The sequence below is a fragment of the Brachybacterium sp. Marseille-Q7125 genome, from assembly GCF_023062615.1.
Lineage (GTDB): Bacteria > Actinomycetota > Actinomycetes > Actinomycetales > Dermabacteraceae > Brachybacterium.
In genome coordinates this window covers 1-25,019 of the sequence record NZ_JALLAL010000016.1, presented here as the reverse complement: position 1 = coordinate 25,019, position 25,019 = coordinate 1, and the positions used below count along the sequence as shown (strand labels likewise).

The 25,019-nt window shown below is 70.3% G+C and carries 23 protein-coding genes; 9 read left to right on the top strand and 14 right to left on the bottom strand.

Annotated elements, in window-relative coordinates; genetic code table 11:
* Positions 1-14: 14 nt before the first annotated feature.
* From MU407_RS05885 to MU407_RS05875, 3 genes are read right to left on the bottom strand one after another with little or no spacing between them, the layout of a single operon-like run.
* Positions 15-1,721, bottom strand: coding sequence for an FAD-binding oxidoreductase (locus MU407_RS05885; protein WP_246956104.1), 1,707 nt, complete (start codon positions 1,719-1,721; stop codon positions 15-17).
* On the bottom strand, positions 1,718-2,470 hold the full coding sequence (locus tag MU407_RS05880; RefSeq protein ID WP_246956102.1) for a lysophospholipid acyltransferase family protein: 753 nt from the start codon (positions 2,468-2,470) through the stop codon (positions 1,718-1,720). Before MU407_RS05880 ends, MU407_RS05885 begins: the two co-directional genes overlap by 4 nt.
* A gap of 4 nt (positions 2,471-2,474) precedes the next feature.
* Positions 2,475-3,251, bottom strand: coding sequence for an SDR family NAD(P)-dependent oxidoreductase (locus MU407_RS05875; RefSeq protein WP_102234912.1), 777 nt, complete (start codon positions 3,249-3,251; stop codon positions 2,475-2,477).
* A 19-nt stretch (positions 3,252-3,270) separates the two neighbouring features.
* Here MU407_RS05875 and MU407_RS05870 point away from each other — a divergent pair, with 19 nt between their 5' ends.
* The 3 genes from MU407_RS05870 to MU407_RS05860 are packed head-to-tail and all read left to right on the top strand — an operon-like array spanning position 3,271 to position 7,403.
* Positions 3,271-5,529: an HAD-IB family hydrolase gene (locus tag MU407_RS05870; RefSeq protein ID WP_246956100.1), complete on the top strand. Its 2,259-nt coding sequence runs from the start codon at positions 3,271-3,273 to the stop codon at positions 5,527-5,529.
* Complete coding sequence (locus tag MU407_RS05865; protein ID WP_102234914.1) at positions 5,526-6,806, top strand: YibE/F family protein; 1,281 nt, start codon at positions 5,526-5,528, stop codon at positions 6,804-6,806. The genes MU407_RS05870 and MU407_RS05865 overlap by 4 nt, the downstream gene beginning before the upstream one ends.
* A gap of 54 nt (positions 6,807-6,860) precedes the next feature.
* Positions 6,861-7,403, top strand: a complete 543-nt coding sequence (locus MU407_RS05860) for a hypothetical protein (RefSeq protein WP_246956098.1) — start codon at positions 6,861-6,863, stop codon at positions 7,401-7,403.
* A gap of 24 nt (positions 7,404-7,427) precedes the next feature.
* Here MU407_RS05860 and MU407_RS05855 read toward each other — a convergent pair whose 3' ends face one another.
* The 3 genes from MU407_RS05855 to MU407_RS05845 are packed head-to-tail and all read right to left on the bottom strand — an operon-like array spanning position 7,428 to position 10,047.
* Positions 7,428-8,204, bottom strand: coding sequence for an amino acid ABC transporter ATP-binding protein (locus MU407_RS05855; protein ID WP_281507689.1), 777 nt, complete (start codon positions 8,202-8,204; stop codon positions 7,428-7,430).
* Positions 8,205-8,215: 11 nt separating this feature from the next.
* A complete protein-coding gene (locus MU407_RS05850) occupies positions 8,216-9,130 on the bottom strand; it encodes an amino acid ABC transporter permease (RefSeq protein ID WP_246956096.1) in 915 nt (304 codons plus the stop codon).
* Entirely contained in the window at positions 9,127-10,047 is a 921-nt protein-coding gene (locus MU407_RS05845; protein WP_246956094.1) for an ABC transporter substrate-binding protein, read from the bottom strand. The genes MU407_RS05850 and MU407_RS05845 overlap by 4 nt, the downstream gene beginning before the upstream one ends.
* Before the next feature lie 142 nt (positions 10,048-10,189).
* Here MU407_RS05845 and MU407_RS05840 point away from each other — a divergent pair, with 142 nt between their 5' ends.
* From MU407_RS05840 to MU407_RS05830, 3 genes are read left to right on the top strand one after another with little or no spacing between them, the layout of a single operon-like run.
* The gene (locus MU407_RS05840; protein ID WP_246956092.1) at positions 10,190-10,501 is read left to right on the top strand and encodes a metalloregulator ArsR/SmtB family transcription factor; all 312 of its coding nucleotides are present in this window, start codon (positions 10,190-10,192) and stop codon (positions 10,499-10,501) included.
* On the top strand, positions 10,498-10,659 hold the full coding sequence (locus MU407_RS05835) for a zinc transporter permease (protein ID WP_246956090.1): 162 nt from the start codon (positions 10,498-10,500) through the stop codon (positions 10,657-10,659). The genes MU407_RS05840 and MU407_RS05835 overlap by 4 nt, the downstream gene beginning before the upstream one ends.
* Before the next feature lie 24 nt (positions 10,660-10,683).
* Entirely contained in the window at positions 10,684-11,325 is a 642-nt protein-coding gene (locus tag MU407_RS05830; protein WP_246956088.1) for a DUF6318 family protein, read from the top strand.
* 3 nt (positions 11,326-11,328) lie between these two features.
* Here the strand turns inward: MU407_RS05830 and MU407_RS05825 are convergent, their stop codons facing one another.
* Both MU407_RS05825 and MU407_RS05820 read right to left on the bottom strand, forming a co-directional pair.
* The gene (locus MU407_RS05825) at positions 11,329-12,174 is read right to left on the bottom strand and encodes a class I SAM-dependent methyltransferase (protein WP_246956086.1); all 846 of its coding nucleotides are present in this window, start codon (positions 12,172-12,174) and stop codon (positions 11,329-11,331) included.
* A gap of 95 nt (positions 12,175-12,269) precedes the next feature.
* A complete protein-coding gene (locus MU407_RS05820; protein ID WP_246956084.1) occupies positions 12,270-12,677 on the bottom strand; it encodes a hypothetical protein in 408 nt (135 codons plus the stop codon).
* A 155-nt stretch (positions 12,678-12,832) separates the two neighbouring features.
* On the opposite strand from MU407_RS05820, the gene MU407_RS05815 reads away from it, so the two are divergent.
* From MU407_RS05815 to MU407_RS05805, 3 genes are all read left to right on the top strand, one after another.
* Positions 12,833-13,654 carry a C2 family cysteine protease gene (locus tag MU407_RS05815; RefSeq protein ID WP_246956082.1) on the top strand — a complete coding sequence of 274 codons (822 nt, stop codon included), beginning with the start codon at positions 12,833-12,835 and terminating at the stop codon, positions 13,652-13,654.
* Positions 13,651-14,019, top strand: coding sequence for a hypothetical protein (locus tag MU407_RS05810; protein WP_246956080.1), 369 nt, complete (start codon positions 13,651-13,653; stop codon positions 14,017-14,019). The genes MU407_RS05815 and MU407_RS05810 overlap by 4 nt, the downstream gene beginning before the upstream one ends.
* Positions 14,020-14,085: 66 nt before the next feature.
* Positions 14,086-14,319, top strand: a complete 234-nt coding sequence (locus tag MU407_RS05805; RefSeq protein WP_246956078.1) for a hypothetical protein — start codon at positions 14,086-14,088, stop codon at positions 14,317-14,319.
* Between the two features lie 40 nt (positions 14,320-14,359).
* On the opposite strand, the gene MU407_RS05800 is transcribed toward MU407_RS05805, so the two are convergent.
* From MU407_RS05800 to MU407_RS05775, 6 genes are all read right to left on the bottom strand, one after another.
* On the bottom strand, positions 14,360-16,231 hold the full coding sequence (locus MU407_RS05800; protein WP_246956076.1) for an ABC transporter ATP-binding protein: 1,872 nt from the start codon (positions 16,229-16,231) through the stop codon (positions 14,360-14,362).
* The gene (locus MU407_RS05795) at positions 16,228-18,102 is read right to left on the bottom strand and encodes an ABC transporter ATP-binding protein (RefSeq protein ID WP_246956073.1); all 1,875 of its coding nucleotides are present in this window, start codon (positions 18,100-18,102) and stop codon (positions 16,228-16,230) included. The genes MU407_RS05800 and MU407_RS05795 overlap by 4 nt, the downstream gene beginning before the upstream one ends.
* On the bottom strand, positions 18,102-18,611 hold the full coding sequence (locus tag MU407_RS05790; protein WP_246956072.1) for a DUF456 domain-containing protein: 510 nt from the start codon (positions 18,609-18,611) through the stop codon (positions 18,102-18,104). Before MU407_RS05790 ends, MU407_RS05795 begins: the two co-directional genes overlap by 1 nt.
* Positions 18,612-18,705: 94 nt before the next feature.
* Positions 18,706-21,771, bottom strand: a complete 3,066-nt coding sequence (locus MU407_RS05785; RefSeq protein WP_246956070.1) for an SMC family ATPase — start codon at positions 21,769-21,771, stop codon at positions 18,706-18,708.
* Positions 21,768-22,946: an exonuclease SbcCD subunit D gene (locus MU407_RS05780; protein ID WP_246956068.1), complete on the bottom strand. Its 1,179-nt coding sequence runs from the start codon at positions 22,944-22,946 to the stop codon at positions 21,768-21,770. Before MU407_RS05780 ends, MU407_RS05785 begins: the two co-directional genes overlap by 4 nt.
* Before the next feature lie 66 nt (positions 22,947-23,012).
* On the bottom strand, positions 23,013-24,809 hold the full coding sequence (locus MU407_RS05775; RefSeq protein WP_246956066.1) for an HNH endonuclease signature motif containing protein: 1,797 nt from the start codon (positions 24,807-24,809) through the stop codon (positions 23,013-23,015).
* Positions 24,810-25,019 lie beyond the last annotated feature (210 nt).

The window sequence follows — 25,019 nt, the reverse complement described above, 5'->3', positions numbered from 1 at the left end:
TAGCCCGCGTCAGCTCAGGGGGTGGCGACCTTGCCGGGGTTGAGGTTCCGGCCCGGGTCGGTCATCTCGAACAGGCCCTCGATCAGGCACATTCCCACCTCGCCCTGGTCCTGCCGCATCCACGGTAGATGCTCGGTGCCCACGCCGTGATGGTGGGACACCCCGGAGTCGAGGTCCACGAAGGTCTGCTGGACGGCGCGCTTGGCGGTGTAGTACTGCTCGAGCGCCTGCTCCGGTGAGGAGAAGGGGAAGGCGAAGGTGAAGTACAGGCAGGCCCCGCCGTGGTAGCTGTGCGACATGTGGCAGAACATGAAGCCGGGCAGACCCTGCTGCGCCTGCGCCGCATAGAACGCGTCGTACACCCGCGAGTGGACCTCGTTCAGCCGTGACCAGGTGGCGCCGGTCTCGCAGACATCGCCGAAGACCTGGTAGTCCATGAGGAAGTCCCGCAGGTAGGGGGTGTCGAACTTCTTCTGGTCGTAGATCGCGCCGGGCCCGGCACCGAGGGTGATGCCGCCGTTGTTCTTCACGATCTTCTTCACGATCGCCTTCTGGGCGTCCACGGACTGCTTCGAGCCTTCGAAGCACACGTAGGAGATGCACATCTCCTCGCTCGTGTCCCAGCCCTGAGAGCGCAGATAGGCGAACAGCCCCTCCTGCACCTTCGCGGCGACCTTGGACTTCGCCGACGTCGGCTCCTTGACCATGGACAGGGAGAACTCGGTCTCCGGCCCGTCGGACAGCCGCGCGAAGGTGGGCGCCACATCGGTGTTGCGAGCGATCGCGTGCATCCCGCGGATGCCATGCTCCCAGTCGGGGAACATGTAGGCGATGACCTGGCGGACCGGGGCGATGCGGTGCACCTGCACGGTCGCCTCGGTGATGATGCCGAGCCGCCCCTCGCTGCCCAGGATCATTTCGTGGACGCTCGGGCCGGCATCGCGGCCGGGGATGGGCTTGGTGACCACGGTGCCTTCGGGGTGGACCACCCGCATGCCGCGCACGATGTCCTCGATATCCCCGTACTTGTCGGACTGCATCCCGGTGGAGCGGGTGGCCGCCCAGCCACCGACGGTCGAGTACGTGAAGGAGTCGGGGAAGTGGCCCATGGTCCAGCCGCGGGCGTTCAGCTGCTCCTCGAGGTCGGGGCCGTACACGCCGGCCTCCACACGGGCCAGACCCGCGGTCTCGTCGATCTCGAGGACATCCCGCATCCGGCCCAGGTTCATGGTGATCACCGGGCGCTCCTCGGCCGGGTCCGGGGTGACCGAGCCGGAGATGCACGACCCGCCGCCGTAGGGGATAAGCACGAGGTCCTGCTCGAGGACGACGCGCAGCACCGCGGCGACCTCCTCCTCACTCGCGGGGTAGACAATCGCATCCACCAGCCGGGCGAAGTCGCCGGTGCGCACGCGGAACAGGTCCGGCAGGGAACGGCCGAAGGAGTGGACCACGCGGTACTCGTCGTCATCCAGCACGTTCTCGGGGCCGACGGCGCCCGCCAGCAGCTCACGCACCGCTCCCGGCAGGCGCGTCGGCGGCACCTCGTGGTCGCTCAGCTGCGGCTCGCTCGGGGTGAGGGAGGCGAGGTCCACGCCGATCTTCCGCTTCGCCAGCGGCGCGAAGGCGGGCTTGTTGTCCCAACGGAAGGTGACGTCATCCAGGCCCCAGCCCCACCACTTGTGCCGCTTGACCTCGCGGGCGCTCAGCCTCTGGTTCATGCGGACTCCTTCTCTCCCGACCCGCCCGGGCCGAGGATCTCGTCGTGATACTCGTCGTACAGCTCTTTGACGCGCTGCTGGATGCGGGCGCTGTAGTCCACGGCGGACTCCCCTTCGTAGGAGATCATCGGCTCGCCGAAGACCACGCCGACGGGGGGCCGGCCGGGTTTGGGCCAGGAGCGCCCCTTGGGCATCGCCTCGTGGCCGCCGATGATCGCCGCCGGCACCACGGGCACGCCCACGCCGATCGCGAGGGCCGCCGCACCGGGCTTGAACTCGGCCATGACGCCGGTCTTCTGCCGCCCACCCTCGGGGAACACCAGGATCGGCACACCCGAGCGCAGCAGACGGCGAGAGGTCCCGGAGTGCTTGCGGGAGCCGCCGCGGTCGATCGGAAAGGCGTTCATCATCCCGCGCACGAACACGCGGCGCGGCCAATGATCGAACCAGTAGTCGGCCGCCACCCCGGTGGAGAGGTAGCGCGCCTGCGTCCACGGCATGCTCATCGCCAGCAGCGGCCCATCGACGTGGCTGGTGTGGTTGGCGACCAGCACAAAGGGACCGCGCACGGAGCGCACCCGACGGGGCACGGTCGCACTCGGGGTCACCGCGGAGTTGACCACCGCGCGGAAGATCACGCGCTGCAGCACGAAGCGGACGTTCGCCCGCCAGCGGGAGCGGAACTTCGCCAGCTCCGGCGGCGGCTTCTCCCAGCCCTGGCCGCGGCTGCGAGCGGACAGCGAGATCATCGGCTCACCTCTCCCGGCTGCGGCGGTGGCTGAGCAGAGCGCTGAGACGGGCGATGAGGCCGCGCGGGGTGGTGCGCAGCACCGCGGCGATGAGCTTCCAGCGCGTCGAGGGGATCGAGACCGGCTTGCCGCGGGCAACATCGCGCAGGCAGTCCTCCACCAGGCGGTCGGCGTCCAGCCACAGCACCCCGGGGATGGAAGAGCCCTTGATGCCGGCGCGGGAATGGAACTCGGTGCGCACCCAGCCGGGCATCAGCGCGGTGACCTGCACGCCGGTGCCGGCCAGCTGCACGCCCAGGGATTCGGAGTAGTTGCCCACCCAGGCCTTGATGGCGGAGTAGTTGTTCTGGGTGACCAGGGCGGAGACGGAGCCGATGTTGATGATCCAGCCGTGCCCGCGCTCGCGCATGGCCCGTCCGGCGGCGCCGCCGAGCTTGAGGACCGCGCGGATCATCACCTCGAAGCCGAGGTCGTGCGGGGAGATGTCCTCATCGAGCAGGCCCGCGCGCACGGAGAAACCGGCGTTGTTGACGAACACGTCGACGGGGTCGGTGGGGGCTTCGAGCCGGTCGGCCACGCGCTGCTGAGCCTCGCGGTCGGCGAGATCGGCGACGAGGGTCTCCACCTCGATGCCGTGGTCGGCGCGCAGCTGTGCGGCGGTCTCATCCAGGCGCGCGGCGTTGCGTGCGACGAGCACGAGAGACACGCCACGCGTGGCGAACGCTCTGGCGAACGCGGCCCCGATGCCTGAGGTGCCGCCGGTGATCAGGGCCCTGTGCATGGCCGCTACGATACATCCCATGCCCCACACCACTGACCGCTCTGCCGCAGCCGTGCCCGGCGGCCGCCGGATCCTGCTCACCGGTGTCACCGGCTTTCTGGGACAGGCCGTGCTGCGCTCCCTGCTGGAGACCACCGAGGACGTCCATGTCACCGCCCTGGTGCGTCCCAAGGGCTCCGTCTCCGGGAACCGGCGGCTCGAGCAGCTGCTGAAGAAGCCAGTGTTCGCCTCGTGGGCGGACGAGCTGGGCGAGGGCGGCACCGAGCGCGTCGCGCAGATCTTCGCTGAGCGCGTGAGCGCCCTCGAGGGTGACCTCACGGACATGCCGGAGATCACCGAACCGGTCGATGTGGTGATCCACTCGGCGTCCTCGGTGTCCTTCGACCCGCCGATCGATGAGGCGTTCCGCACCAATGTGGGCGGGGCCAAGAACCTGTACGAGGCCCTGTTGGCCTCCGGGCAGGACCCGCATGTGATCCATGTGTCCACCGCCTATGTGGGCGGCATCTCCAAGGGTCTGCGCCGGGAGGGTCGCCTGCCAGCCACCGTGAACTGGCGCGATGAGTACGAGGCGGCGCTGGCCGCGCGTACCCGCGTGGAGGCGGAGTCCCGTCGGCCCGAGACCCTGCGATCGCAGATCCGCAGCGCGAAGCACGCCGTGGGCCGCATGGGCCCCAAGGCCGTGGCCGCCTCCTCGGAGGAGGCGCGCAAGGCGTGGGTCGATGAGCGCTTGGTGGACTTCGGCCGCACCCGCGCCCAGTCCGTCGGCTGGACCGATATCTACACCTTCACCAAGGCGATGGCCGAGCAGGTGGCTGAGGAGATGTGGGCCGATGCCGGGCACCGCGTGTCCTTCGTGCGCCCGTCGATCATCGAGTCCGCGGTGCGCCGCCCCTACCCCGGCTGGATCGACGGCTACAAGGTTGCCGACCCGCTGATCATGGCCTACGGCAAGGGTCTGCTGCCGGAGTTTCCGGGCGTCGCGGACACGATCCTGGACGTCATCCCGGTGGACTTCGTGGTCAATGTGATCGTGGCGCTGGCCACCCAGGACACCGAGCGGCGCGGCGATGAGGCGTACTTCCAGGTGGTCTCCGGCAACACCAATCCGCTGCCGTTCCACGACATGGTCTCCGCGGTGCGCGAGTACTTCCTGGAGCATCCGCTGGAGGATGACAGGGGCCGCCCGATCGTGGTGCCCGAGTGGTCCTTCCCCGCGGTGGAGATGGTGGAGCAGCGGTTCCGGGCCAAGGAGCTCGGTGCCCGGCTCGGCTCGCAGGTGGTGGCGCATCTGCCGGCCACGCGCCGCACCCGCGAATGGACCAGCTCCCTGCACAAGGCGACCTCGGGCCTGTCCACTCTGCGCAAGTACATCGAGCTGTACCGCCACTACACGAAGACCGAGATGGTCTTCGACGATGCGAACACCCGGGCGCTGCGCGAGGAGCTACCCGCGCAGTTTTTGACCACGCATGACTTCGATGTCACCGAGATCTCCTGGCGCGAGTACTTCCAGCAGCAGCATCTGCCGGCCGTGACCGAGCTGACCAAGGCGTACTCGCGGGCGAAGGCCGCCTCGCGGCGCCGCGCGAACCGCCCGCCGGAGGATCTGAAGCCCGGCACGGGCACGCTGGCGGTCTTCGACCTGGACGGCACGGTGCTGGCCACGAACATCGTGCAGCAGTACTTCGCGGTGGTGCGGGCCACGCGGCCTCGCCGCACCTGGCCCGGAGAGGTCTCCGCCCTGCTGACCTCCGTGCCCGGTTACCTGCGGGCGGAGAAGCGCGACCGCTCCGAGCTGATCCGCCTGGTCAACCGCCGCTATGCGGGGCATCGCAGCGAGGACCTGCGCCGCATCATGGCCGGGGAGGCGGGGCGGCGGATCCGCGCCTCGATCCGCCCGGAGGCATTGCAGACCATCGAGCGCCACCGCGCCGCAGGGCATCGCACGGTGCTGGTCACCGGGGCGCTGGATGTGCTCGTGGCGCCGATCGCGGACCTGTTCGACGACGTCATCGCCACGCATATGGATGAGGACGCGGACGGCGTGATGACCGGGTTCCTGGCCACCCCGCCGCTGGTGGACGAGGCGCGCGCGAACTGGCTGCGCAAGTACGCGGACCAGCACGGCGCGGACCTCGCCGCCTCCTACGGTTACGGCGACTCGCACGCCGATGCCGCCTGGCTGGAGCTCGTCGGCCACCCCGCCGCAATCGCCCCGGACCTGGGGCTGTACGCCGCGGCGAAGAAGAAGCGTTGGCAGATCCTGGAGTGGTGAGCCACGGCAGGCGGGCGCGTCGCGCGGACGATGCGCCCGCCCCCGCGCACACCCACTCGCACTCCCACGGCGACGGCTCCCCCGCGCCCGTCGGCCGCCGTCCGCGGAGGGTGCTCACCGCGCTGGTCCTCGCGCTGCTCGCCGCGACCGTCGCGGGTCTGATCATCCTGTGGCCCGGCGCGTCCGCCCCCGCCGCCGAGTCCGAGTTCCTCGCCCCGGGCGTCGAGATCGTCCCGGTCACCGTCACCGAGGTGCCGGAGGTCGGGGACACCGAGGAGAGCGTCCTCGTCGAGGCGGTCGGCCGTGCGGACCCGCTGGACGGGCAGAGCGTCCAGGTGGAGGTGCCGCCCCAGATCGCGGCCGACGGCATCCGCACGGGTGACCGGCTGCGGGTGCTCGACCTCGGCGATCAGGACGCTGGAGGCGTCGAGGAGGCGTCGGCCCCGGTCCTGTTCTACTTCGACCACGAGCGGGCGCTGCCGCTCGGCCTGCTGCTGCTGGCCTACCTGCTGCTGGTGGCGCTCGTCGCCCGCGGCAGCGGCCTGCGGGCGATGGTGGGCCTCGCCGCGGGGGTCGCGATCGTGCTGTGGTTCATGCTCCCGGCGATCTTCGCCGGTCAGGACCCGGTGCTGGTCGCGCTGGTCGCCGCGTCGGCGATGATCTTCCCCTGCGTCTACTTCGCGCACGGGATCTCGGTGCGCACCACCACCGCGGTGCTGGGCACCTTCGGCGGCATCGCGGTGACGGTGCTGATCGCCCTGCTCGCCGGGCGCGCCACCGGGATGACCGGGGCCGACGGGGACGCCGCCCAGATCCTCTTCTCCAGCTACCCGCAGCTGTCGCTGTCGGCCGTGTTCCTGGCCGGCGTGATCATCTCCGGGCTCGGCGCCCTCAACGACGTCACCATCACCCAGGCCTCCTCCGCCTGGGAGCTGCGGGCCGCCATGCCCTCGGCCTCGAGGCTCGCGGTGTTCAGCGCGACCATGCGGATCGGTCGCGATCACATCGCCTCGACCGTCTACACGCTGGCCTACGCCTACATCGGCTCCGCGCTGCCGCTGCTGATGTACGCCAGCACCATCAACCGCTCCCTGCTGGACACCCTGACCTCCGGTGAGATCGCCGCGGAGATCTTCCGGACCCTGGTCGCCTCGATCGGCCTCGTGCTCGCGATCCCGCTGACCACGGCGATCGCCGCCGCCCTCGCGGCGCCCCCGGCGGGTGGGGCGGGCCGCTCTCGCCGCCGGCAGCTCGAGGAGCGTCCGGCCCGGTCCTGAAGCCGCGGAGGGGCGCCTCTGCGTAGCGCTCTCGCCGGCCTGGCCGCCGTCACCGTGCTCGCCCTGACCGCCTGCGGCGGCGCCGACGAGGCCCCGGCCGAGCCGGACCCGGCAGCCGGCGTCGCCGAGGAGGAGGCCGAGCCGGCCGACGAGAGGACGGTCGTGGAGATCGGCACCGAGCTCGTCGACGAGGAGACCGGCGACGTGGTCACCATCGTCTCGGCCGTGGGGAACAACCCCACCGAGTACTACGCGGCCTCCGACAACCCCGACGGCGAGATGGTCTACCTCGAGGTGAAGGTGGTGCCGGGCGAGCAGTTCGGCGGCGTCGTCAGCCAGCGGGACTTCCTGCTGGACGACGGCGGCGAGGAGGTCAACTACGCCTCGACCGCGGACGAGGAGCTCACCGCCGCCGGCTTCACCTATTTCGAGGGCGCCCCGCGCCGCGACGGCGAGGCCACCGGGTACATCCCGATCTACGTCGAGCAGACCGGCGACGCGCTCAAGGGCGCCTACGTGCGGCCCGAGGTGAAGGTCCTCGGCGAGGACGAGACCATCCCGGAGTTCCGCGGAGAGTTCGAGATCCCCGCGGCCTGAGCCGCTTCCGGCACGGCCGACGGGTCACAGCACCGAGGCGAGGAACTCCTGCAGGCGCTCGGAGCGCGGGTGGTCGATGACCTGCGCGGGGCTGCCGCGTTCGATGATGCGGCCCTCGTCCATGAACACCACCTGATCGGCGACCTCGCGGGCGAAGCCGATCTCGTGGGTGACCACCACCATCGTCATGCCCTCGCGCGCGAGGTCCCGCAGCACGGTGAGGACCTCGGTGACCAGCTCGGGGTCCAGGGCGCTGGTGGGCTCATCGAACAGCATCAGCTCGGGGTCCATGGCCAGCGCGCGGGCGATCGCCACGCGCTGCTGCTGCCCGCCGGAGAGCTCGGAGGGGTAGTGGTCGGCCCGATCCGCGAGGCCCACCCGCGCGAGCAGCTCCCGGGCCTGTGCCTGCGCCGCTGCTTTCGAGACCCCGCGCACCTGCACGGGGGCCTCCATCACGTTGCCGAGCGCCGTGAGGTGCGGGAACAGGTGGAAGCGCTGGAACACCATGCCGATCCGGGAGCGCTGCGCGGCGATCTGCGCCGCGGAGAGTTTCTGCCAGCGCCCATCGGGCAACGGCTCAGGCGCGTACCCCTGCAGCACGCCGTCGATCAGCACCTTCCCGGCGGTGGGTTCCTCGAGCTGGTTGATGCAGCGCAGCAGCGTGGATTTCCCGGAGCCGGAAGGGCCCAGCAGCACCGCCACCTCGCCACGCTGGACCGCGAGGTCGCAGCCCCGCAGCACGTGCACATCGCCGAAGGACTTGTGGACGCTCTCCAGGCGGACCAGGGGTTCAGTACTCATCTCAGCGCTCATCACAGCTCCACCTCCGGGAGCGGGTCGTTCGGGGTGGTGCCGGCGCGGTTCACGGCGGCCTGGCGGGAGCGGCGGCCGACGGGGGCGGTGTCGATGCCGCGCCCGAAGTGCCGCTCGAGGTAGTGCTGGCCGACCATGAGCACGCTTGTGATCGCGAGGTACCACAGGGCGGCGACGATCAGCAGCGGGATGGGGGTGAACAGCTTGTTGGCGATGCCGTTGGTGGCGAAGGTGAGATCCAGAGTGAAGGGCACGGCGAGCACGAGCGAGGTGGTCTTCAGCATGCCGATGGTCTCGTTGCCCAGCGGCGGCACGATCACCCGCATGGCCTGCGGCACGATGATGCGTCGCAGGATGGTGCTCTCCTTCATGCCGAGCGCCCGCGAGGCCTCAGTCTGCCCCTTGTCCACGGAGTTCAGGCCGGAGCGGATGATCTCCGCGAGGTAGGCGCCCTCGTTCAGGCCCAGGCCGATCACGGCGGCCCAGAAGGCGGTGAGCAGGTCGCGGGTGGATAGGCCCATGATGCTCGGGACGATCACGGTGAATAGGCCCCAGAACACGAGCTGCGTGTACACCGGCACACCGCGGAAGACGAAGATGTAAACCCAGCTCACGCCGCGCAGCACGGGGTTGTCGCTGCGGCGCATGATCGCGGCGGTGAGCGCGACGGCGGTGCCGAGCACCATCGACAGCAGCGTCAGCAGCAGTGTCCAGCCCACCCCCTGGATCACCTTGATATCCAGGATGTAGGTGGCGACGGTTCCCCAGGCGAGCACCGGGTTCGTCACGAGGAACACGATGAGGCCGATGGCGAGCAGCCCAACGATGATGGCGGAGATCCAGGTGCCGGGACGCGGGGCGGCTTTGGCGCGAATGGGCGCAGGCGCGGGAGAGGGTGCGGTCAGGCTGCTCACGGTTCGGGGTTCACTTCCGCGGTCGGGATCATGGCATCGGCGTTGCCCCAGGCGGCGAGGATCCGCTCCATGAGGCCGGTGTCGATGAGGTGCTGCACGGCGGCGCGGATCGCGTCGGCGAGCTCGGGCTGGTCGGGAGCGACGACGATGCCGTTGAGGGCGGATTCCTCGATCTCGCCGATGGCCTCGAGGGTGCCGCGGGAGCGGGCGATCGCGTAGGCGGTGACCGGGGAGTCCGCCATGAGGATGTCGCCCTTGCCGCCGGCGACGTTGGTGGCGGCGTCGGCGTTGGAGGTGTAGGTCAGCAGGTCGTAGCCGCCCTGGCCATCGGCGCGGCATTGGGCGGAGCGCTTTTCGGCGAGCTCCTCCTGGTAGGTGCCCACCTGCAGGCACACGCGCTGACCGCACAGGTGGGCGGGGTCGATGCCGTAGGGGTTGCCGGTCTTCACGGCGTAGGAGATGCCTGCGCGCAGGTAGGACACCATGGTCACGGAGGCGAGCCGTTCGGCGTTGATGGTGAAGCTGGAGATGCCGACGTCGTACGTGGTGCCGACGGCGGGGATGATCTGCGCGAACACGGCGGCTTCGGTGCGGGTGGCGAGCCCCAGCACTTTTCCGATGGCGCTCAGCAGGTCGATGTCAAAGCCCACCGCCTCCCCGTTAGAGCCGACGAACTCAGCGGGCGCGTAGCTGAGCTCGGCGCCGTTGACGAGCTCTCCGCGCTCACGGATCGCCGTCGGCACGAGGTCGGCGATCTCGGGGACTTCGGTGACGTCGGAGAGATCGACGACGGGCACGGCGGCGGCTTCGGCATCGAGACGTTCGGAGGCGCGGGTGCAGGCGCTGAGCCCGGATCCGGCAAGGACCAGGGGGATGGCGCCCAGCAGAACGCGCCGACGGGGATGACTGACCAACACCCCTCAAGAGTATGCAGCCCCATGCATGTCTACAAATTGATGTTCCCCAGCTCTCACAGTGCGCGCCCGGGGCCCCTCGCGCGAACACACATAGCTTCATGTGCATATTGCAATCTTCTTATATGTGTGATGTGATGGCTCCATGACCACGGATCGCGGCACCCAGCTCGCGGCCCTGCTGTTCAAGCAGCTGGGCCATGAGTCGCGGCTGCAGATCGTGCGGCTGCTGGCGGAGCACCCGCGCTCCGTCGGCGCCCTCACCGAGGCCACCGGACTGTCCCAGCCCCTGGTCTCCCAGCATCTGCGCACTCTGCGACAGACGCATCTGGTCACCGTGGAACGGATCGGCCGGGAAGCCGTGTACTCCCTGGCCGATGCGCATGTGGCGCACGTCGTCGAGGACGCCGTGGCCCATGTCCTGCATCACCAGCACAACCCTGAGGAGACATCATGAGCACCGATTGCGAGAAGAAGATCGCCGAGCACACCGTCGCCGAGCACAAGCATGGCGAGGACTGCGGCCACGAGGCCGTGAAGCACGAGGATCACGTGGACTACCTGCATGACGGCCACAAGCACGCCGTGCATGAGGATCACTACGACGAGCACTGAGCGAAGTGATCTACCGTTGGCCGGGTGAACAAGCCCGGCCAACGCCTTGTCGTCATCGTGCTCGCCCTGCTCCTCGCGCTCCCGCTCGGGATTGCGGGGATCGGGGCGTTGCGCGGTGGCGATTCGTCGTCTCAGGACACACCGGTGCCCGAGGGGCGTCGGGCGATGGATCCTGCCGACCAGCCGCCCCGCCCCGAGCTGCCGCGTCCGGAGGATCCCCCGGAGCTGACGGAGCAGAGCGCCGCGGGAGCGGAGGCGACTCTCACGCATCTGCTGCTGAGCTATGACTACATGATGAGCAGTGGCGACACCGAGGTGTGGCGCCAGAGCGTGGACCCGAACTGCCAGGTGTGCCTGAGCTTCCTGGACAATGCCGAGGTGCTGAAGGACCAGGGCGGCTATCTCGCGGGCGGTGCCTTCGAGGTGCACGATGCGAGCTTCGAGGGCACCGGGGAGCCGCCCGCGACCGGCACGGTCACCGCTGACTTCACGCAGGCCGAAAGCACCCTGGTGGATGACCCGAACCTCGAGCCGCTGCCGCTCGAATCGGTCTCCGGGCAGATCATCGCGACGGTCGCCTGGGATGGTGAGCGCTGGCGCGTGACCGATATGGCGATCGCCCCGCCCGGCGGGCCCTCCGATGCCGGCGGCGCTTCCGATAGCTGAGCTTCAGCCCGCCCGGTACAGGAACAGCTCGGTGCGGTACGGGATGCCGACGGTCGCGCCGCGAGCGTGTCCGAGGTGCTCGTGGAGGTACCAGTCGAGGTTCGCCAGCACCTTCGCGCGGCGATCCTCGGAGGCGGTGATCACGTAGCTGCGGGTGCGGGCGAGGTCGATGACGTCGCCGGTGGACATCGGGTCCTCCCACTGGTGCACGCTGCGCGCGGCGAGCTCGAGCCCGGGGCCGACCGTGGGCAGGAAGTCCTCGCGGTGGATGTCACCGGCGTGCATGATCCGAGAGAGCCGGTGCACCCACGGGATGGTCACGTCGAGCACGTTCCACACCAGGGCGAGCACCCCGTCGGGGGCGAGCAGCCGCACCGCCTCGGCCGATGCCGCTTCGGCGTCGAACCAGTGCCAGGCCTGCGCGACCGTGATCAGCTCGGCCGCGCCGGTCTCGAGCCCGGTGGCCTCGGCCGGTGCGAGGCAGGTGGTGAGCTGCGTGCCCGCCGGCCCGCTTCGCCGTGCGGTCTCGAGCATCGCGCCGCTGGTGTCCACGGCGGTGACGTCGAGGCCCCTGCCCGCGAGCGCCCAGGAGAGCTTGCCGGTCCCGGCGCCCAGGTCGATCGCCCGCGCAGCAGCACCGGGCGGTCGGTGCGACACCTGGGCGAGGATCCCCTCGAGGACGGCGTCCGGGTATCCGGGGCGCAGGCGGTCGTAGTCCTCACCCTGCTCCTGGAAGGCGGCGGCGAGCGCATTCTTCCTCTCGGCGCTGCGGAAGCGGGGGGCGTCGCGCGCGGAGATCGGAGGGATCGGCGGGTTCAGCGGATCGGAGGGGTTCTGCGCATCGGACACGACCGAATCCTAGGGCCCCGACGCTGGTCCCACGATGAGGCCCACGGGGAGGCCCACGGTGTCTGCGGCGCCGTGCCTTCCGGTCCGCGCCCTGTTCAGTACGTCGCCGTGCTCTGGGGGATCGCGGCGGTGATGGTCAACGCGGCGGTGGCGAGCAGGAGCGCGACGCACGGCAGCACGAGCACCCAGCCCCGCACACCGCGTCGGCGCACGAGCCCCCACCCGCCGAGCGCGATGCCGGTGGCGGCGAGGAGGAGGGCGAGGGCACCCAGAGGCGTCGGCAGCAGGGCCGGCAGGTGCCAGTCATGATGCTCGGTGGCCCCCGCCTGATCCGGCGTCGGCAGGTAGTAGGTGATGCGGGCGATGTCGATCATCAGCGCCGTGGCCACCGCCGACCACACGGCGCCGAGCACCCCGAGCACGACCGACAGTGCGGCGAGGACGATGCGGCGCCGCGGGTCCGCCTCCGGCGTAGGGGTGCTCTCGAGATGCTCCGCGCTCACGGCTCTGTCCCCCGGGTCGATGCTGGCTGCTGCTGAATGGTGAGCCGCGCTGCGCCGGACGCCCACGTCTCCGGCACTGCCATGGGGAGTTCTCCCCCTGGTTGCGGCGCTCTCCCCGCCACACTCTAGCGACCAGAAGAGGGGGACAATGATGAATGCATTCTTCGGGGCGCGCACAGAGCAGCTCCGTGAGGGCGGAGGGGACCATCGAGAAGGGTTCCGCGCACCTGGACCGGATCATCGAAAGACTCCGCACCTCGATCGACGGAGTCACCTGGGCCGGCGAGGACGCTGAAACGTTCCGTCATACATGGCACGCCCAGGTCGGACCGGCCTTCACGACCTGCGCCGACCATCTCCGGCGCCGGGCCAACGAGCTCGTGAGCCACGCCGACGAACAGGATGCCGCCTCCGACGCAGACTCGACACCAGGTCCAGGAGGCGACGGAGCGGGGTGGTCCCGGGGCGGGAACGGCACCTCTTCAGGGTATCGGGGCGACTCCAGCAATGAGGATGGGAGCCGGACGGAGCTGCATCCCGAAGACCGGGAGGGGGACCCGGAGATTCCCCCGGGCATTGAGGACTGGGACAAGGGCGATCCCACCGCAAAAGATGGGCATCAGGCTCCGGACGGGGAGATCGATCTCGACGAGAAACCTTTCGACGCAACGGACAGCAACCAACGGGGCATCGGGGACTGCTGGTTCCTCGCCTCGCTCGGTGCCACAGCCAACACGGACCCCGCATGGCTCAGGGAGCAGATCTCCGACAATGGCGATGGGACCTACACGGTGACCATGTACCACGAGGGGGAACCTGTGGAGATCACAGTCGAGGGCACGTTCAGCAACGCCGCGGTCAAGGGCGGGGACGGCGAACCCAATTGGGCCTCGATCTACGAGAAAGCCGCTGCGGAGTACATGGGGGGTCGTACGAGGACATCACTGCGGACCAGCCCGAGCTCGCTCTTGAAATGATCACCGGCAAGGACGCGCACTATGACGACGGTGCCACTCTCGAGGACATCGAGAGGTATCTGGCGGATGGTCCAGTCGTTGTCGACACGAAGACCGAGGAGAACGGATGGTGGATCTTCGAGACGCCTCACGTCGAGGCTGACAACATCGTGCCGGACCACTCATATGTTGTCGCTGCGGTCGAGATGCGAGAGAACCCACCCGGTTCCGGCAGTATGGAGAAGATGATGCAGGTGCAGAACCCGTGGGGCCCGAATGCTCAGGTGAACGGAAATTCCGGGGGAAGCCTCTGGCTGACGGAGGACGAATTCCAGGAGAACTTCCGTCGCACCAATTATGTCGACGCACCTACCACCGGAGAGTGAGGAGCTGATGATGCAGTTCATCGATCACGCACAGGGCTCATCGATCACGCACAGGGCACTCAGGCCATGCTCGGCAGCACACTTGTGGGGATCATGCGCGTTGGGCATACCGGGGAGGTGTCCGTCGTCCGATTGATGATCCGGAGCCGCGATGGTGACCTCGTCGTCACAGGATTCGAAGGCGACGAGATCGCCATACCGGGCGATGGCTCCGCTCTCGTCGGCGCCGCCACCGCGCCCGACGAGATCAGTCCGCGATGGCGGATCGCACTGGCCCATCGTCCGTCTCAGACGCCCTGACCTGAGATAGCAGGGAATCACGCGCCGCGGCGGGCGCCGCTCACCGCTCGCTGCGGTGCGCCACCCACGAGCGGTGCAGCCCCGCGTAGATCCCGTCGTCGAGCTGCACGAGCTCGGCATGGGTGCCATGCTCGACGAGGTGTCCGTGGTCGAGCACGAGTATCTGGTCGGCCCGCTCAGCGGTCGAGAGCCGGTGCGCAATCGTGATGGTGGTGCGGCCGCGCGCGAGCCCGTCGATCGCCTGCTGGAGACGGACATCCGCGGCGGGGTCCACGGCGCTGGTCGCCTCATCGAGGACGATCACATCGGGGTCGGCGAGGTAGGCACGGGCAAGGGCCACGAGCTGCCGCTCCCCCGCGCTGAGGGACTCTCCACGCTGGCCGACGGGGGTGTCGAGACCTTCGGGAAGCTCCTCCGCCCAGGTGGCGAGGCCCAGTTCGGCGAGCGCCTGGCGCATCTGCTCCTCGGTCGCATCGGGTCTGCCGTAGCGGAGATTCCCGGCGACGGTGGTGTCGAACAGGAAGCCCTCCTGCGGCACCATGATCACGCGCGAGCGCAAAGAGGCATAGGGCACGCGGTCCAGCGGCACACCGCCGATCTCGATGCTGCCCGAGGCGGGGTCCATCATGCGGGTGAGGAGCTTCGCGAACGTCGTCTTGCCCGAGCCGGTCTCCCCCACGATCGCGACAGTGGAACGAGCCGGAATGGTGACAGAGATGCCGTGCAGCACCTCGGGGCCGGTCGGGTAGCGGTAGCGCAGCTCGCGCACCGCAATGTCCAGCAGCCCCTCCGGCAGCGCGGTCGCCTCCGGATGCGGGGCGGTGCGCCGCCCGGTCAGGGGGTCCATCGCCCCGCCGGGATCTGCCACATCGGCCGGGGTGTCCAGGACGCCGAGCACGCGCCGCCATCCGGCCACAGCGTTCTGCGCCTCCGAGAGCATCTCGATGCCCATGCGGACCGGCTGGCTGAACAGGCTGACCAGGAACACGAAGGCGATAACACCCCCGGCGGTGAGGTCGGCGCCGGGCAGGTCGATGCCGAGCGCCCCGGTGCCGAGCAGCACCCCGACCACGACGACCACGGCGGTCGCGAGGCCATCGGCCGTCTCGGAGAGGAAGAAGGAGGCGGACTGGGGTCTGAGCACCGCGAACTGGGCGTTACGGACATCGCGGATGCGCTGGACCTGCTGGCGTCGGGTGCGTTCCTCGGTGCCGTAGGCGCGGACGGTCGCGGAGCCGACGAGGGATTCGGAGACGGTGCCGAGCATGGTGCCCACGCGGATGCGGACCTGCTGGTAGCGGGCGCGGATGCGTTTCTGCAGGGCGCCCATGAGGGCGAGGACCGGCAGGTAGCACAGCCACACCACGAGGGCGAGCGGCCAGGAGTACAGGGCCATCACGACGGTGGCCAGCAGCAGCTGGAAGCTCATCACCACGAGCATGATGCCGCCGAAGCTCATGAACTGGCTGACGGTGTCGACGTCGCTGGTGACGCGGGAGACGAGGGCGCCACGCTGCTCGGTGCCCTGGGTGAGCAGGGACAGGTCGTGAATGTGGCGGAAGGCGCGGGTGCGCAGGGTGGCGAGCGCCGTCTCGGCGAGGCGGAACAGGCGGCGGTTCATAAGCACGTTGCAGCTCGCGGTGGCGAGCAGCACGAGGGCGGCGAGCCCAGCGGCGCTTGCGACGAATCCGATGTCCGGGGTGTCGGGGGCGATGATGCCGCGGTCCAGGATGGTCTGCACGGCGATTGGCACGACGACCTTGCCGGCGGTCGCGATGACGGCGAGCAGCAGGGTGAACCACAGGCCCTGCAGCAGTTCGGGGGTGAGGGCGAGGCCGCGACGGATGGTGCGGATCGCACCCTCATCGGCGGTGGTCTCGCCGCCCAGGCGGGAGGAGGTCGGGGCGCTCATCGGTCACCTCCCGACTGGTCGCTCGCGCCATGGCTTTCGAGCAGCTCGTGGGAGATGGCCGCTTCGTCGTAGGCGTCCACGAGGGCGCGGTAGTCACCGCTGGTGGCGCGCAGCTGCTCGTGGGTGCCGCGGGCGGTGACGCGGCCGTGGTCCAGCAGCACCACCTGATCGGCGAGGGAGATCGTGGATTTGCGGTAGGCGATCAGCAGCAGGGTGGAGTCGGTCATCTCGGTGCGGATGCCCTCGAGGATCGCGAGCTCCACACTGGGGTCGCAGGCGCTCGTGGCGTCATCGAGGATCAGCAGGCGGGGCTTGCGGGCCAGCGCGCGGGCGAGGGCGATGCGCTGACGCTGCCCACCGGAGAGGGAACCGCCGCGTTCCCCGAGCACGGTGTCGATCCCTTCGGGCAGGGCGTCGACGAACTGCTCGGCCTGGGCGACGCGCAGGGCCCAGCGGATCGTCTCCTCATCGATGTCGGTGCCCAGCGTGATGTTCTCCCGCACCGAGGCGTCGATGACGAAGGCCTGCTGCAGCACGAGGGCGACATCCGCGGTGAGCGCCTCGGCGGTGAGGTCCGCGAGGTCCACGCCGTCCAGGGTGATGCGCCCGCTGGTGGGTGGGACGAGGCCCGCGGCGAGCAGGGCGAGGGAGGACTTGCCGGATCCCGTCGGCCCCACCACGGCGAGCACCCGGGTGCCGGCGGTCGGGTCCGCGCTCAGGGTCACGTCGTGCAGGGCGGAGCTGATGCGCAGATGCTCGGAGGGGCGGCCGCCGCGGCCGAGGATGATCTGCGCGGGGTCATCGCGGTATTCGAAGCTCACGTCCTGAAGGCGCAGCGCCCCGGGTCCGGGCGGCAGGGACTGGTCGCCGTAGGTGCGGCGGTCGGTAACATCCAGGATCTGCTGGACGCGCCCACCGCCGACGACGGTGCGGGAGAGGTCCCCGAGCACCCAGCCGAAGGAGCGGATGGGCAGGGACATGAGAGTGAACAGGTAGGCGACCTCCACCAGCTGCCCGGTGCTGAGGTGCCCTTCGGAGATCCGCCACGCGCCGAGCACGGCGACGGCGAGGATCCCGAGGTTCGGCAGGGCGTCGATCGCAGGGTCGAACCAGCCGCGCACGTAGCCGAAGCGGATGCCGGTGGTGCGCAGCTCTTCGGCGGTGCGGGTGAAGCGCTGCTCTTCGACGTCCTCGCGGCCCAGGGACTTCACGACATGCGCGCCGTCGAAGGACTCATGGGCGATCTCGGCGACTTCGGCGCGCAGCTGCTGGGAGCGCATCGCGATCGGGGTGGCCATGCGCTGCAGCAGGATGTTCAGCACGATGAGGATCCCGATCAGCGCGATCATGATCAGCAGGATCACCGGGTCGATGCGGAACACGACGATCGTGGCGTAGATCAGCATCGCGATGGTCGCAATCGCGAAGGGGAATGGCGCCATCGCGAAGAATGTCGCCTCGACATCGGAGTACACGGAGCTCAGCAGGGTGCCGGTGGCCTGGCGGCGGTGCCACAGCAGCGGCACGCGCGAATAGACCGCGACCAGCCGTTCGCGGTACAGGCGGAACAGGTCGAACTGGGCGGCGGCTGCGAAGACGCGGCGTGCCATGACGGAGACGGCGCGGGCCACCGCGATGCCGAGGATCGCCAGTCCCCCACCGGCCAGCAGAGCCGGGCGGGCCTCCCCGGCGGCGAAGGACGGCACGATGACGTCCTCGGTGACGCGGCCGATGATCGAGGAGGTCGCGATCTGCAGCAGCGCGAAGGCGATCGCCCCGATGACGGCGAGGACGAACCAGGTGCGCTGCTCCCAGGAGCCGGTGAGGAGCCGTTTCAGACCGGGCCAGAGGACGGCGGGATGCTGGCGCATCACAGGACGAAGTGCGCGGTGACGGCGATGGCGAACACGATGGTGGAGCACATTGCGAGGCTGAACTCGATGAGGATCCCCACCCCCAGGGCTTTCAGCGCGATCCACATGGTCGTCAGCCCCTTGCGCCAGTCCTTCTGGCGGATCGCCTCGCTGATGTACAGGCCGATCAGGAAGCCGATGGGCAGCCCCAGGAAGGGGATCACGAAGATGCCGACGATGCCGGAGACGATGCCGACGTAGATCGGCCACATCGGCACCTCAGCGCGGTGCAGACGCCGCCCGGTGAGGACGTAGCTGGTGGTCATACCGGCCGCGCCGAGCAGCAGGACGATGCCGAAGGCGATCCAGGCCGGCCAGCCGCCCACGATGATCGCCCAGATCAGGGTGGCGATCACGATCGTGATGGTGCCCGGCAGGACGGGCACGATGATTCCAGCGAGCCCCACGATGTAGGCCAGACCCGCGAGGATCGTCACGACGATCTGGACGGTGAGGGAGTCCACCATTCTCGTCCTCCTGGGGAGCGTTCACGGGCCAGGGAACATCGTATCGGGACGCCCCGGTCTGGGTGGTGCGCTGGCCTGGGGCGGTGCGCCGCGCTCAGGCGGTGATGGTCACGGTGGAGCGGTCGTCCTCTCCGCGGCGCACGTGGATCTGTTCGGCGATCTGAGATTTCATGTCGCCGACGTGGCTGACCACGCCGATGGTGCGGCCGCTCTGGGCGAGCCGCCCGATCTCGCGGACCACGGTCTCGAGGGTCTCGGGGTCCAGGGAGCCGAAGCCCTCGTCGATGAACAGCGTCTCCATCTGCACGCCGCCGGCCTCCCCCATGACGATGTCGGCGAGCCCCAGCGCGAGGGCGAGGGAGACGAAGAACGTCTCGCCGCCGGAGAGGGTCTCGGGGACGCGGGTGCAGTCGGTGCGGCGGTCCAGGATCAGCAGGTCCAGTCCGGTCCGACGGGCGCCGCGGGCGCCGGTGTCCCGCATCAGCTCGAGCTCGGAGCCGGAGAAGAGCGCCAAGCGCTCATTGGCGGCGTCGATCACCGCGTCCAGGCGCCACATGAGCACGTAGGTGGACAGCTGCACGCGGTCCCCGTCGGCGCTGCGGCCGGTCGCGAGGTCCGCCACCCGCACGATCACCCCGGCCTCCTCGCTGACGCGGCGCACCTGCGCGGTGGCCTCCGTCAGCAGCGTGCGGGCGGCGCGGGTGCGCTCCGCGCGGGCGGTGCGGCGCGCGGAGACAGCACCGGCCTCGCGGGCGCGCGCTGACGCCTGCTCGAGGGCCGCGGCGGCAGCGTGCACCGCGTGCTCGGCCTGTTCGGCGGCGGTGTCGCTCGCGTCGGTGTCGGCGATGCCGTCCTCGGCGAGCCCGTCGGCCAGGCGCTGTTCGTCGACCGCACGGGCCTGGGTCTGCTGCCGCAGGCGCGTGCGTTCGGTGTCGGCGAGCGCGGCGGCGCGGGCGGCTTCGGCGGTGACCAGGCCGCTCGTGGCGAGCGCCGCGGCGGTCTCCTGCTCGAGCTCGGCAGCGCGCTCCATGGCGTCCTCGCGCTCGCGCAGGGCCTCACGCAGGACGGTCGCGGTGCGCGCGGTCGCGGTGTGCGCGGTGCGGCGGGCGGTGATCGTGGCGTCCTCGCCGCGGGCCTCCGTGATCCGGGCGCGATCCGCCGTGAGTGCGTCCTGCGTGGCGGTGATCGCGGTGTCCTCGCGCTCCACGGCGAGGGCGTCGCGCTCCCGGGTGGCGCTCAGGCGGGCGGTCTCCTCGTCGTGGGCGGTGAGCTGCTGCTCGAGCTCGGCGGTGCGCTGCCGGGCGGTGGTCGCGGCGGTGACTTGCTGCTGGGCTGCGGTGACAGCTGCGGCGGCATCCTCGGCGGTGATGCTGGCGGTCCGCTCCCGCAGGTCAGCCGTCTTCTGCTCGGCCAGGGCGAGGTCCTGCTGCGCGGCGGCCTGAGCGGTCTCGGCACGGCGGCGCTGCTGTTCCGCAGCCTCGACCTGCTCAGGGGAGACGGCATCGGGGCCGGGCTCGGCGGGGCTCGGGTGCTCGGTGCCGCCGCAGACCGGGCAGGGCTGCTGGGGTTCGAGCCCCCCGGCGAGCTCCGCGGCGATTCCGGCGAAGCGTCGGCGGCGCAGATCCGCTTCGGTCTCGGCGAGTTCGCGGGCCGTCTCGAGTGTGGCGGCGGCCGTGTCGCGGGCGGTGGCGGTGGCGGTCTCCTGCGCGGCGAGGGCGGAGAGGTTCTGCTGGGTCTGCTGCGCTTCCTGGAGGGCGTGCTGCGCGGAGGGCAGCTGTCCGGCCTGCTCGCGGGCCTGCTCCTGCTGGGCGAGGAGGTCGGTGCGCTGCGCCGGGCGGGCCGCGAGCTGGTCCGTGAGGTCGGCAAGGGCCTGCTGCGCGGTGGCGAGCGCTTCCCGCCGCGCGGTGAGCTTCTGCTCCCGAGCAGGCAGCGCCGTTTCGAGCTCAGCGAGCTCGGCGAGGGCACCGGCCGCGGCGGTCGCCTCCTCGGCAGCGGTGGCGAGCTGGGCGGCGGCCTCGGGCTGCTCGAGCAGGCCCACGAGGTGCGGGTGCGCGGCGCGCGCCGCTGTCATCGCGTCGGTCAGCGCTTCGGCGGCCCGGGTGGCCTGGGTGGCGGCGCGGTCGCGGCGGCGCAGCAGATCCACGACGGGCCGGGCGGTCTCATCGGCCTGCAGCGCTGCCGTCGCGGCAACCGCGGCGGGGGCCTCGCGTTCGAGCCGTGCGGCGAGCTCGTCGAGGTCACGTCGGCGCTGGATCCGGGTGCGAGCGGCGCGCGCGGCATCGGCTGCCTCGCGGGCGGTCTTCTCGGCGGCGCGGGCGGTCTGGGCGGCGGTCACGGCCTCGGCCTCCTGCGCGGTCGCGGCGGTGAGGATCCCGTCGGCCCCTTCCGCGAGCGTATCGAGCCGCAGCGCATCCGCGTGGTCGGCGAGCTGGGCGGCCGGTTCGTCCTCGACCGCGGCAGCCTCGGTGAAGCGGGCGAGGGCGGTGGCGAGGGTCTGTCGGGCGGCATCGACATCGCGTTTGGCCTGCCGACGCTGCTCCTCAAGCTCCTTCTCGACCGCCGCGTAGATCTCGGTGCCGAACAAGCGCTGCAGCACCTGCTGACGATCCTTCGTGTCAGCGCGCAGGAAGCGGGCGAACTCGTTCTGGGGCAGCAGGACGGTCTGCGTGAACTGCTCGCGGGTCAGTCCGATGGCGCGCTCGATCTCGCGGGCCACCTCATCGATGCGCGTGGCGACCACGTCCACTCCCCCACCGCCGCCGGCGACATCGGCGATCACCTCCGGCAGTGCCTGCGGGGAGCTGATGCGCCACAGCACCGCTTTGGCCTGCTCCTTGGTGGTGCCGCTGCCGCGCAGCTTGGGCCGCTGATACTCGGGGCTGCGGCGCACCCGGTAGATCCCGCTGCCGGTCTCGAAGACGAGATCGACGACGCTGGCCTGCTGCGGCGGGGCGAAGTGAGAGCGGATGCGGGCGGGGCTGGTGTCCCCGGCGACCTGCCCGTACAGGGCGTACACGATGGCATCGAGGATTGTGGATTTTCCGGAGCCGGTGGGGCCTTCGAGGAGGAACATGCCGCTCGCGCCAAGGGCGGCGAGGTCGATCTCGACGGTGCCCGCGAAGGGGCCGATGCCGATCAGTCGCAGGTGGTGGAGCTTCATGAGGCCTCCCGTCGGCCGCGCACCGCGGCGTAGGCACGGTCCATGACGTCGTGCTCCGCGGGGGTGGGCGGCGCCCCGGTGACGTGGGCGAGGAACTCGTCCATGACCTCGAGGGGGTTCTGTTCGCGGCGGACGACGGGGGTGGCGGTGCGGGCCTCGCGCCCCTCGGGGGCGTACTCGGTCAGCAGCAGATGCGGATAGGCCTCGCGCAGGCGCTCCTGCAGGTGGGCGGGCCGGGCGGGGTCGGTGACGACGGCTTTGAGCCAGTCACCGGCGTGTTCGTCCTGCTGAGCGAGGATCTGCTCGAGGGTGCCGCGCAGTTCGGTGAGGGGGCGCGGCACAGGCGTGGGGATGGGGGTGACCTGCGCGGGGATGCCGGGGGTGCCGAGTTCGACGAGGAGCACGGCTTTGCGGTGGTGGCGTTCGGAGAAGGAGAAGGCCAGTGGGGAGCCGGAGTACCAGGCGGGGGCGCCGACGAGGGTGCTGAGATCCTGACAGCCGTGCAGGTGGCCGAGGGCGAGGTAGTCGATGCCACCGAGGATCCCGGCGGGCACGGAGTCCACGCCGCCGACGGTGAGGTCGCGTTCGGAATCGGAGCCTTCGCCGCCGGTGACGAAGGTGTGGGCGAGCACGACGGTGCGGGGAGCTTGGCCGACGCTGTCCGCATGGGCGGCGGCACGCTCCCGCACCCGCTCGAGGGCAGCGCGGGTGACGGCTTCGTGGCTGCGTGCCAGGGGCGGTTCCTCGTCGCCAACCAGGTCGATGCGGGCACGGTCGGGGTCGAGGTAGGGCAGGCCGAAGAACAGCACCTCGCCGTGCTCATCCTGCACGCTGACGGGGTGGTCGATGCCGGGGATGTCGGTGAGCAGGTGGATCCCGGCGCGCATGAGGCTGCGACCGAACCCCAAGCGCTCGGCGGAGTCATGGTTCCCGGAGGTCAGGACCACGGTCGCGCCCGTCGCGGCCAGGCGGGCCAGGGCGTCATCCAGCAGCGTCACGCTGGTGACGGCGGGGACGGCACGGTCGTATACATCTCCGGGGATGACGACGACGTCGACGGACTCGCGCACGACGAGGTCCACCAGCCAGTCCAGGAACGCAGCCTGATACGGGTGGAGGTCCACCTTGTGCAGGGTGCGCCCCAGATGCCAGTCCGAGGTGTGCAGGATCTTCATGGCCTCGACTCTACGAAGGGGGTATGACACAGCGACGTGGGTAGGGCACGGGGGCATGTGCCCCGATCAGAACGGCGGCGGCCCGACGTCACCCCAGCCGCCGGGCGGTGGGGCTGGTGGAGCCGGGGGTGGTGTGGATCGCGGCTGGCGGGATGCAGTGGACCGAGGCTGCCGGGGCGCTGGCGACCGGGGCTGCCGAGGCGGTGGGATCGCCGCGCGGGCCTCCGAGCGCGCTAGCGGTGTGGCCGAGGGCGGAGGGGCCGTTCCCGGAGGCTCCTGCACCACCTCGGCGGCGTGCTTGCCGCGCAGGTGCTCTGCCCAGGCGGCTTCGAGGGTCTCGACCATCCGCAGGCTGGCTGTATCGAGATCGTCGATCACGGTGATCGCATCCCCGTCGGCCCCGATCGACCAATGGGTGCAGCCGGGGGCGCGGCGTGAGCGCGTGGGGAGCCGCACCGGGTCCAGCAGTCCGTTCGTCTTGTCGAGGTGGTGCTGCCAGCACAGCAGGTGCAGGTTCTCGACCTCGGTGAGCCCGCCGTAGCCCGGGGTGCCGCGGTGGCATTCCTCGATGTGGTCGCATTCGGAGGCCCACGAGGTGGGGCGGGTGCAGCCGGGGGCGGCGCACAGGCTGTTGCGCAGCCGGAGGTGCTCGAGCATCGCGGTGGTGGGGCGGTAGCGGTCGGCGGGCAGCGGGAGGAAGGCTCCGCTGCTGGGGTCCGTGAGGACGCGGTACCAGGTGTCCTGTCCACCGGCGAGGGTGCGGGCCAGGGTGGGCGGCAGCGGTGCCTGTCCATCGATGCTGCCGGGCTCATCGCTGCCGCCCAGCAGGGTCAGCATCGGCACCGTGATGTTGAGTCGGAACCGTTCGGTGGGCACCGGGATGCCTTCGGTGCGCAGGTCCGCGCCGGTCAGCAGCAGGAACCGCAGGACGGGCAGAGAAAGGGCACGACGCTCCTCCTCGACCGTGCGGTCGGGGTCCAGGGGGATCTCGGTGCCGTCGCGCAGGGCGGCGCGCTGCGCGGCCTGGACGGCTCGCGCGGACTCATCGAGCTCCTTCCACGCCCCGAGAACCTCATGGATGGGCCCCTCGACCTGGAGCATTGCCGTCCCGGGCCGCTCGCAGGGCAGAAGCGTCACCGAACGCTCTGGGGGCGCCGCAGGTTCCGTCTGCGCCTCCCGATGCTCGAGGTGGGCGATGAGGCCCTTGAGGAGCTGGAAGAACCGTTCGGCGCTGATATGCATCGACCACGTGGAGATAGCGATATCGAGCTCCCGACGCGACGCGTCACTCAGCTTGCGCGAGGTCACGAGCATTTTCTGGAACCACGCGGCCGGCATTCTGCCGTTCTCCAGGAGGGCGAGCGTGCGCGAGAACAGATGCACGGCCTGATAGCCGTCCCGCAGCTGCCACTCCGCCGCGCCATGCGTCACGCGCAGAGCAAGGGCGGCGCGCAGGGTGTCCACTTCCGCGACCTCGGTGAGCTCCTCGTACTCACCCTCCATCGCATGAAGCGCGGCCAGCGCCCGGAGCTTGGCGGCGAGCGAGCGCCCGTGGGCGCGCTCTGCATCCCACAGCGCCTGCGCTGCTGCGCTGAGCTGTGGATCATCACCTCTGCTGCCGCGCTGAACAAGGGAGTCACGGGTGATTTCCTGACGGGCGAGCACTCGTCGGTAGCGGTCCGGAAGGGAGGAGAGCACGGCGTGCTCGCGGGCCGTGTCGGGGGTGCGCCCGTTGCTACGGACGCCGTCATCGGGGGTTCCACCACCTTGGAGGCTGCCACCGTGGACGCCGCCGCCGTGGGCGCCATCGCTGTGGGCGCCATCGCCGTCGAACGGGCTGGGGGCCATCGCGGGAGCGCTCATCGCACACCTCCTCTCCGCTGCGCTGCGGGCGCCCCGGCGGGGGCCGGGAGAGGAGCGTCCGCGCTGCAACACCTCGACGGTAACCTCGAGATTTCATCGAGGTGTGGTTTCGACTGGTGGACGACATAGAGAAAGATGCTCCTGACCTGGGATGATACGGGTTGTTCAGACTCGTAGCCATCCACTGGAAGGAGCACCTTTCAGGTGTCC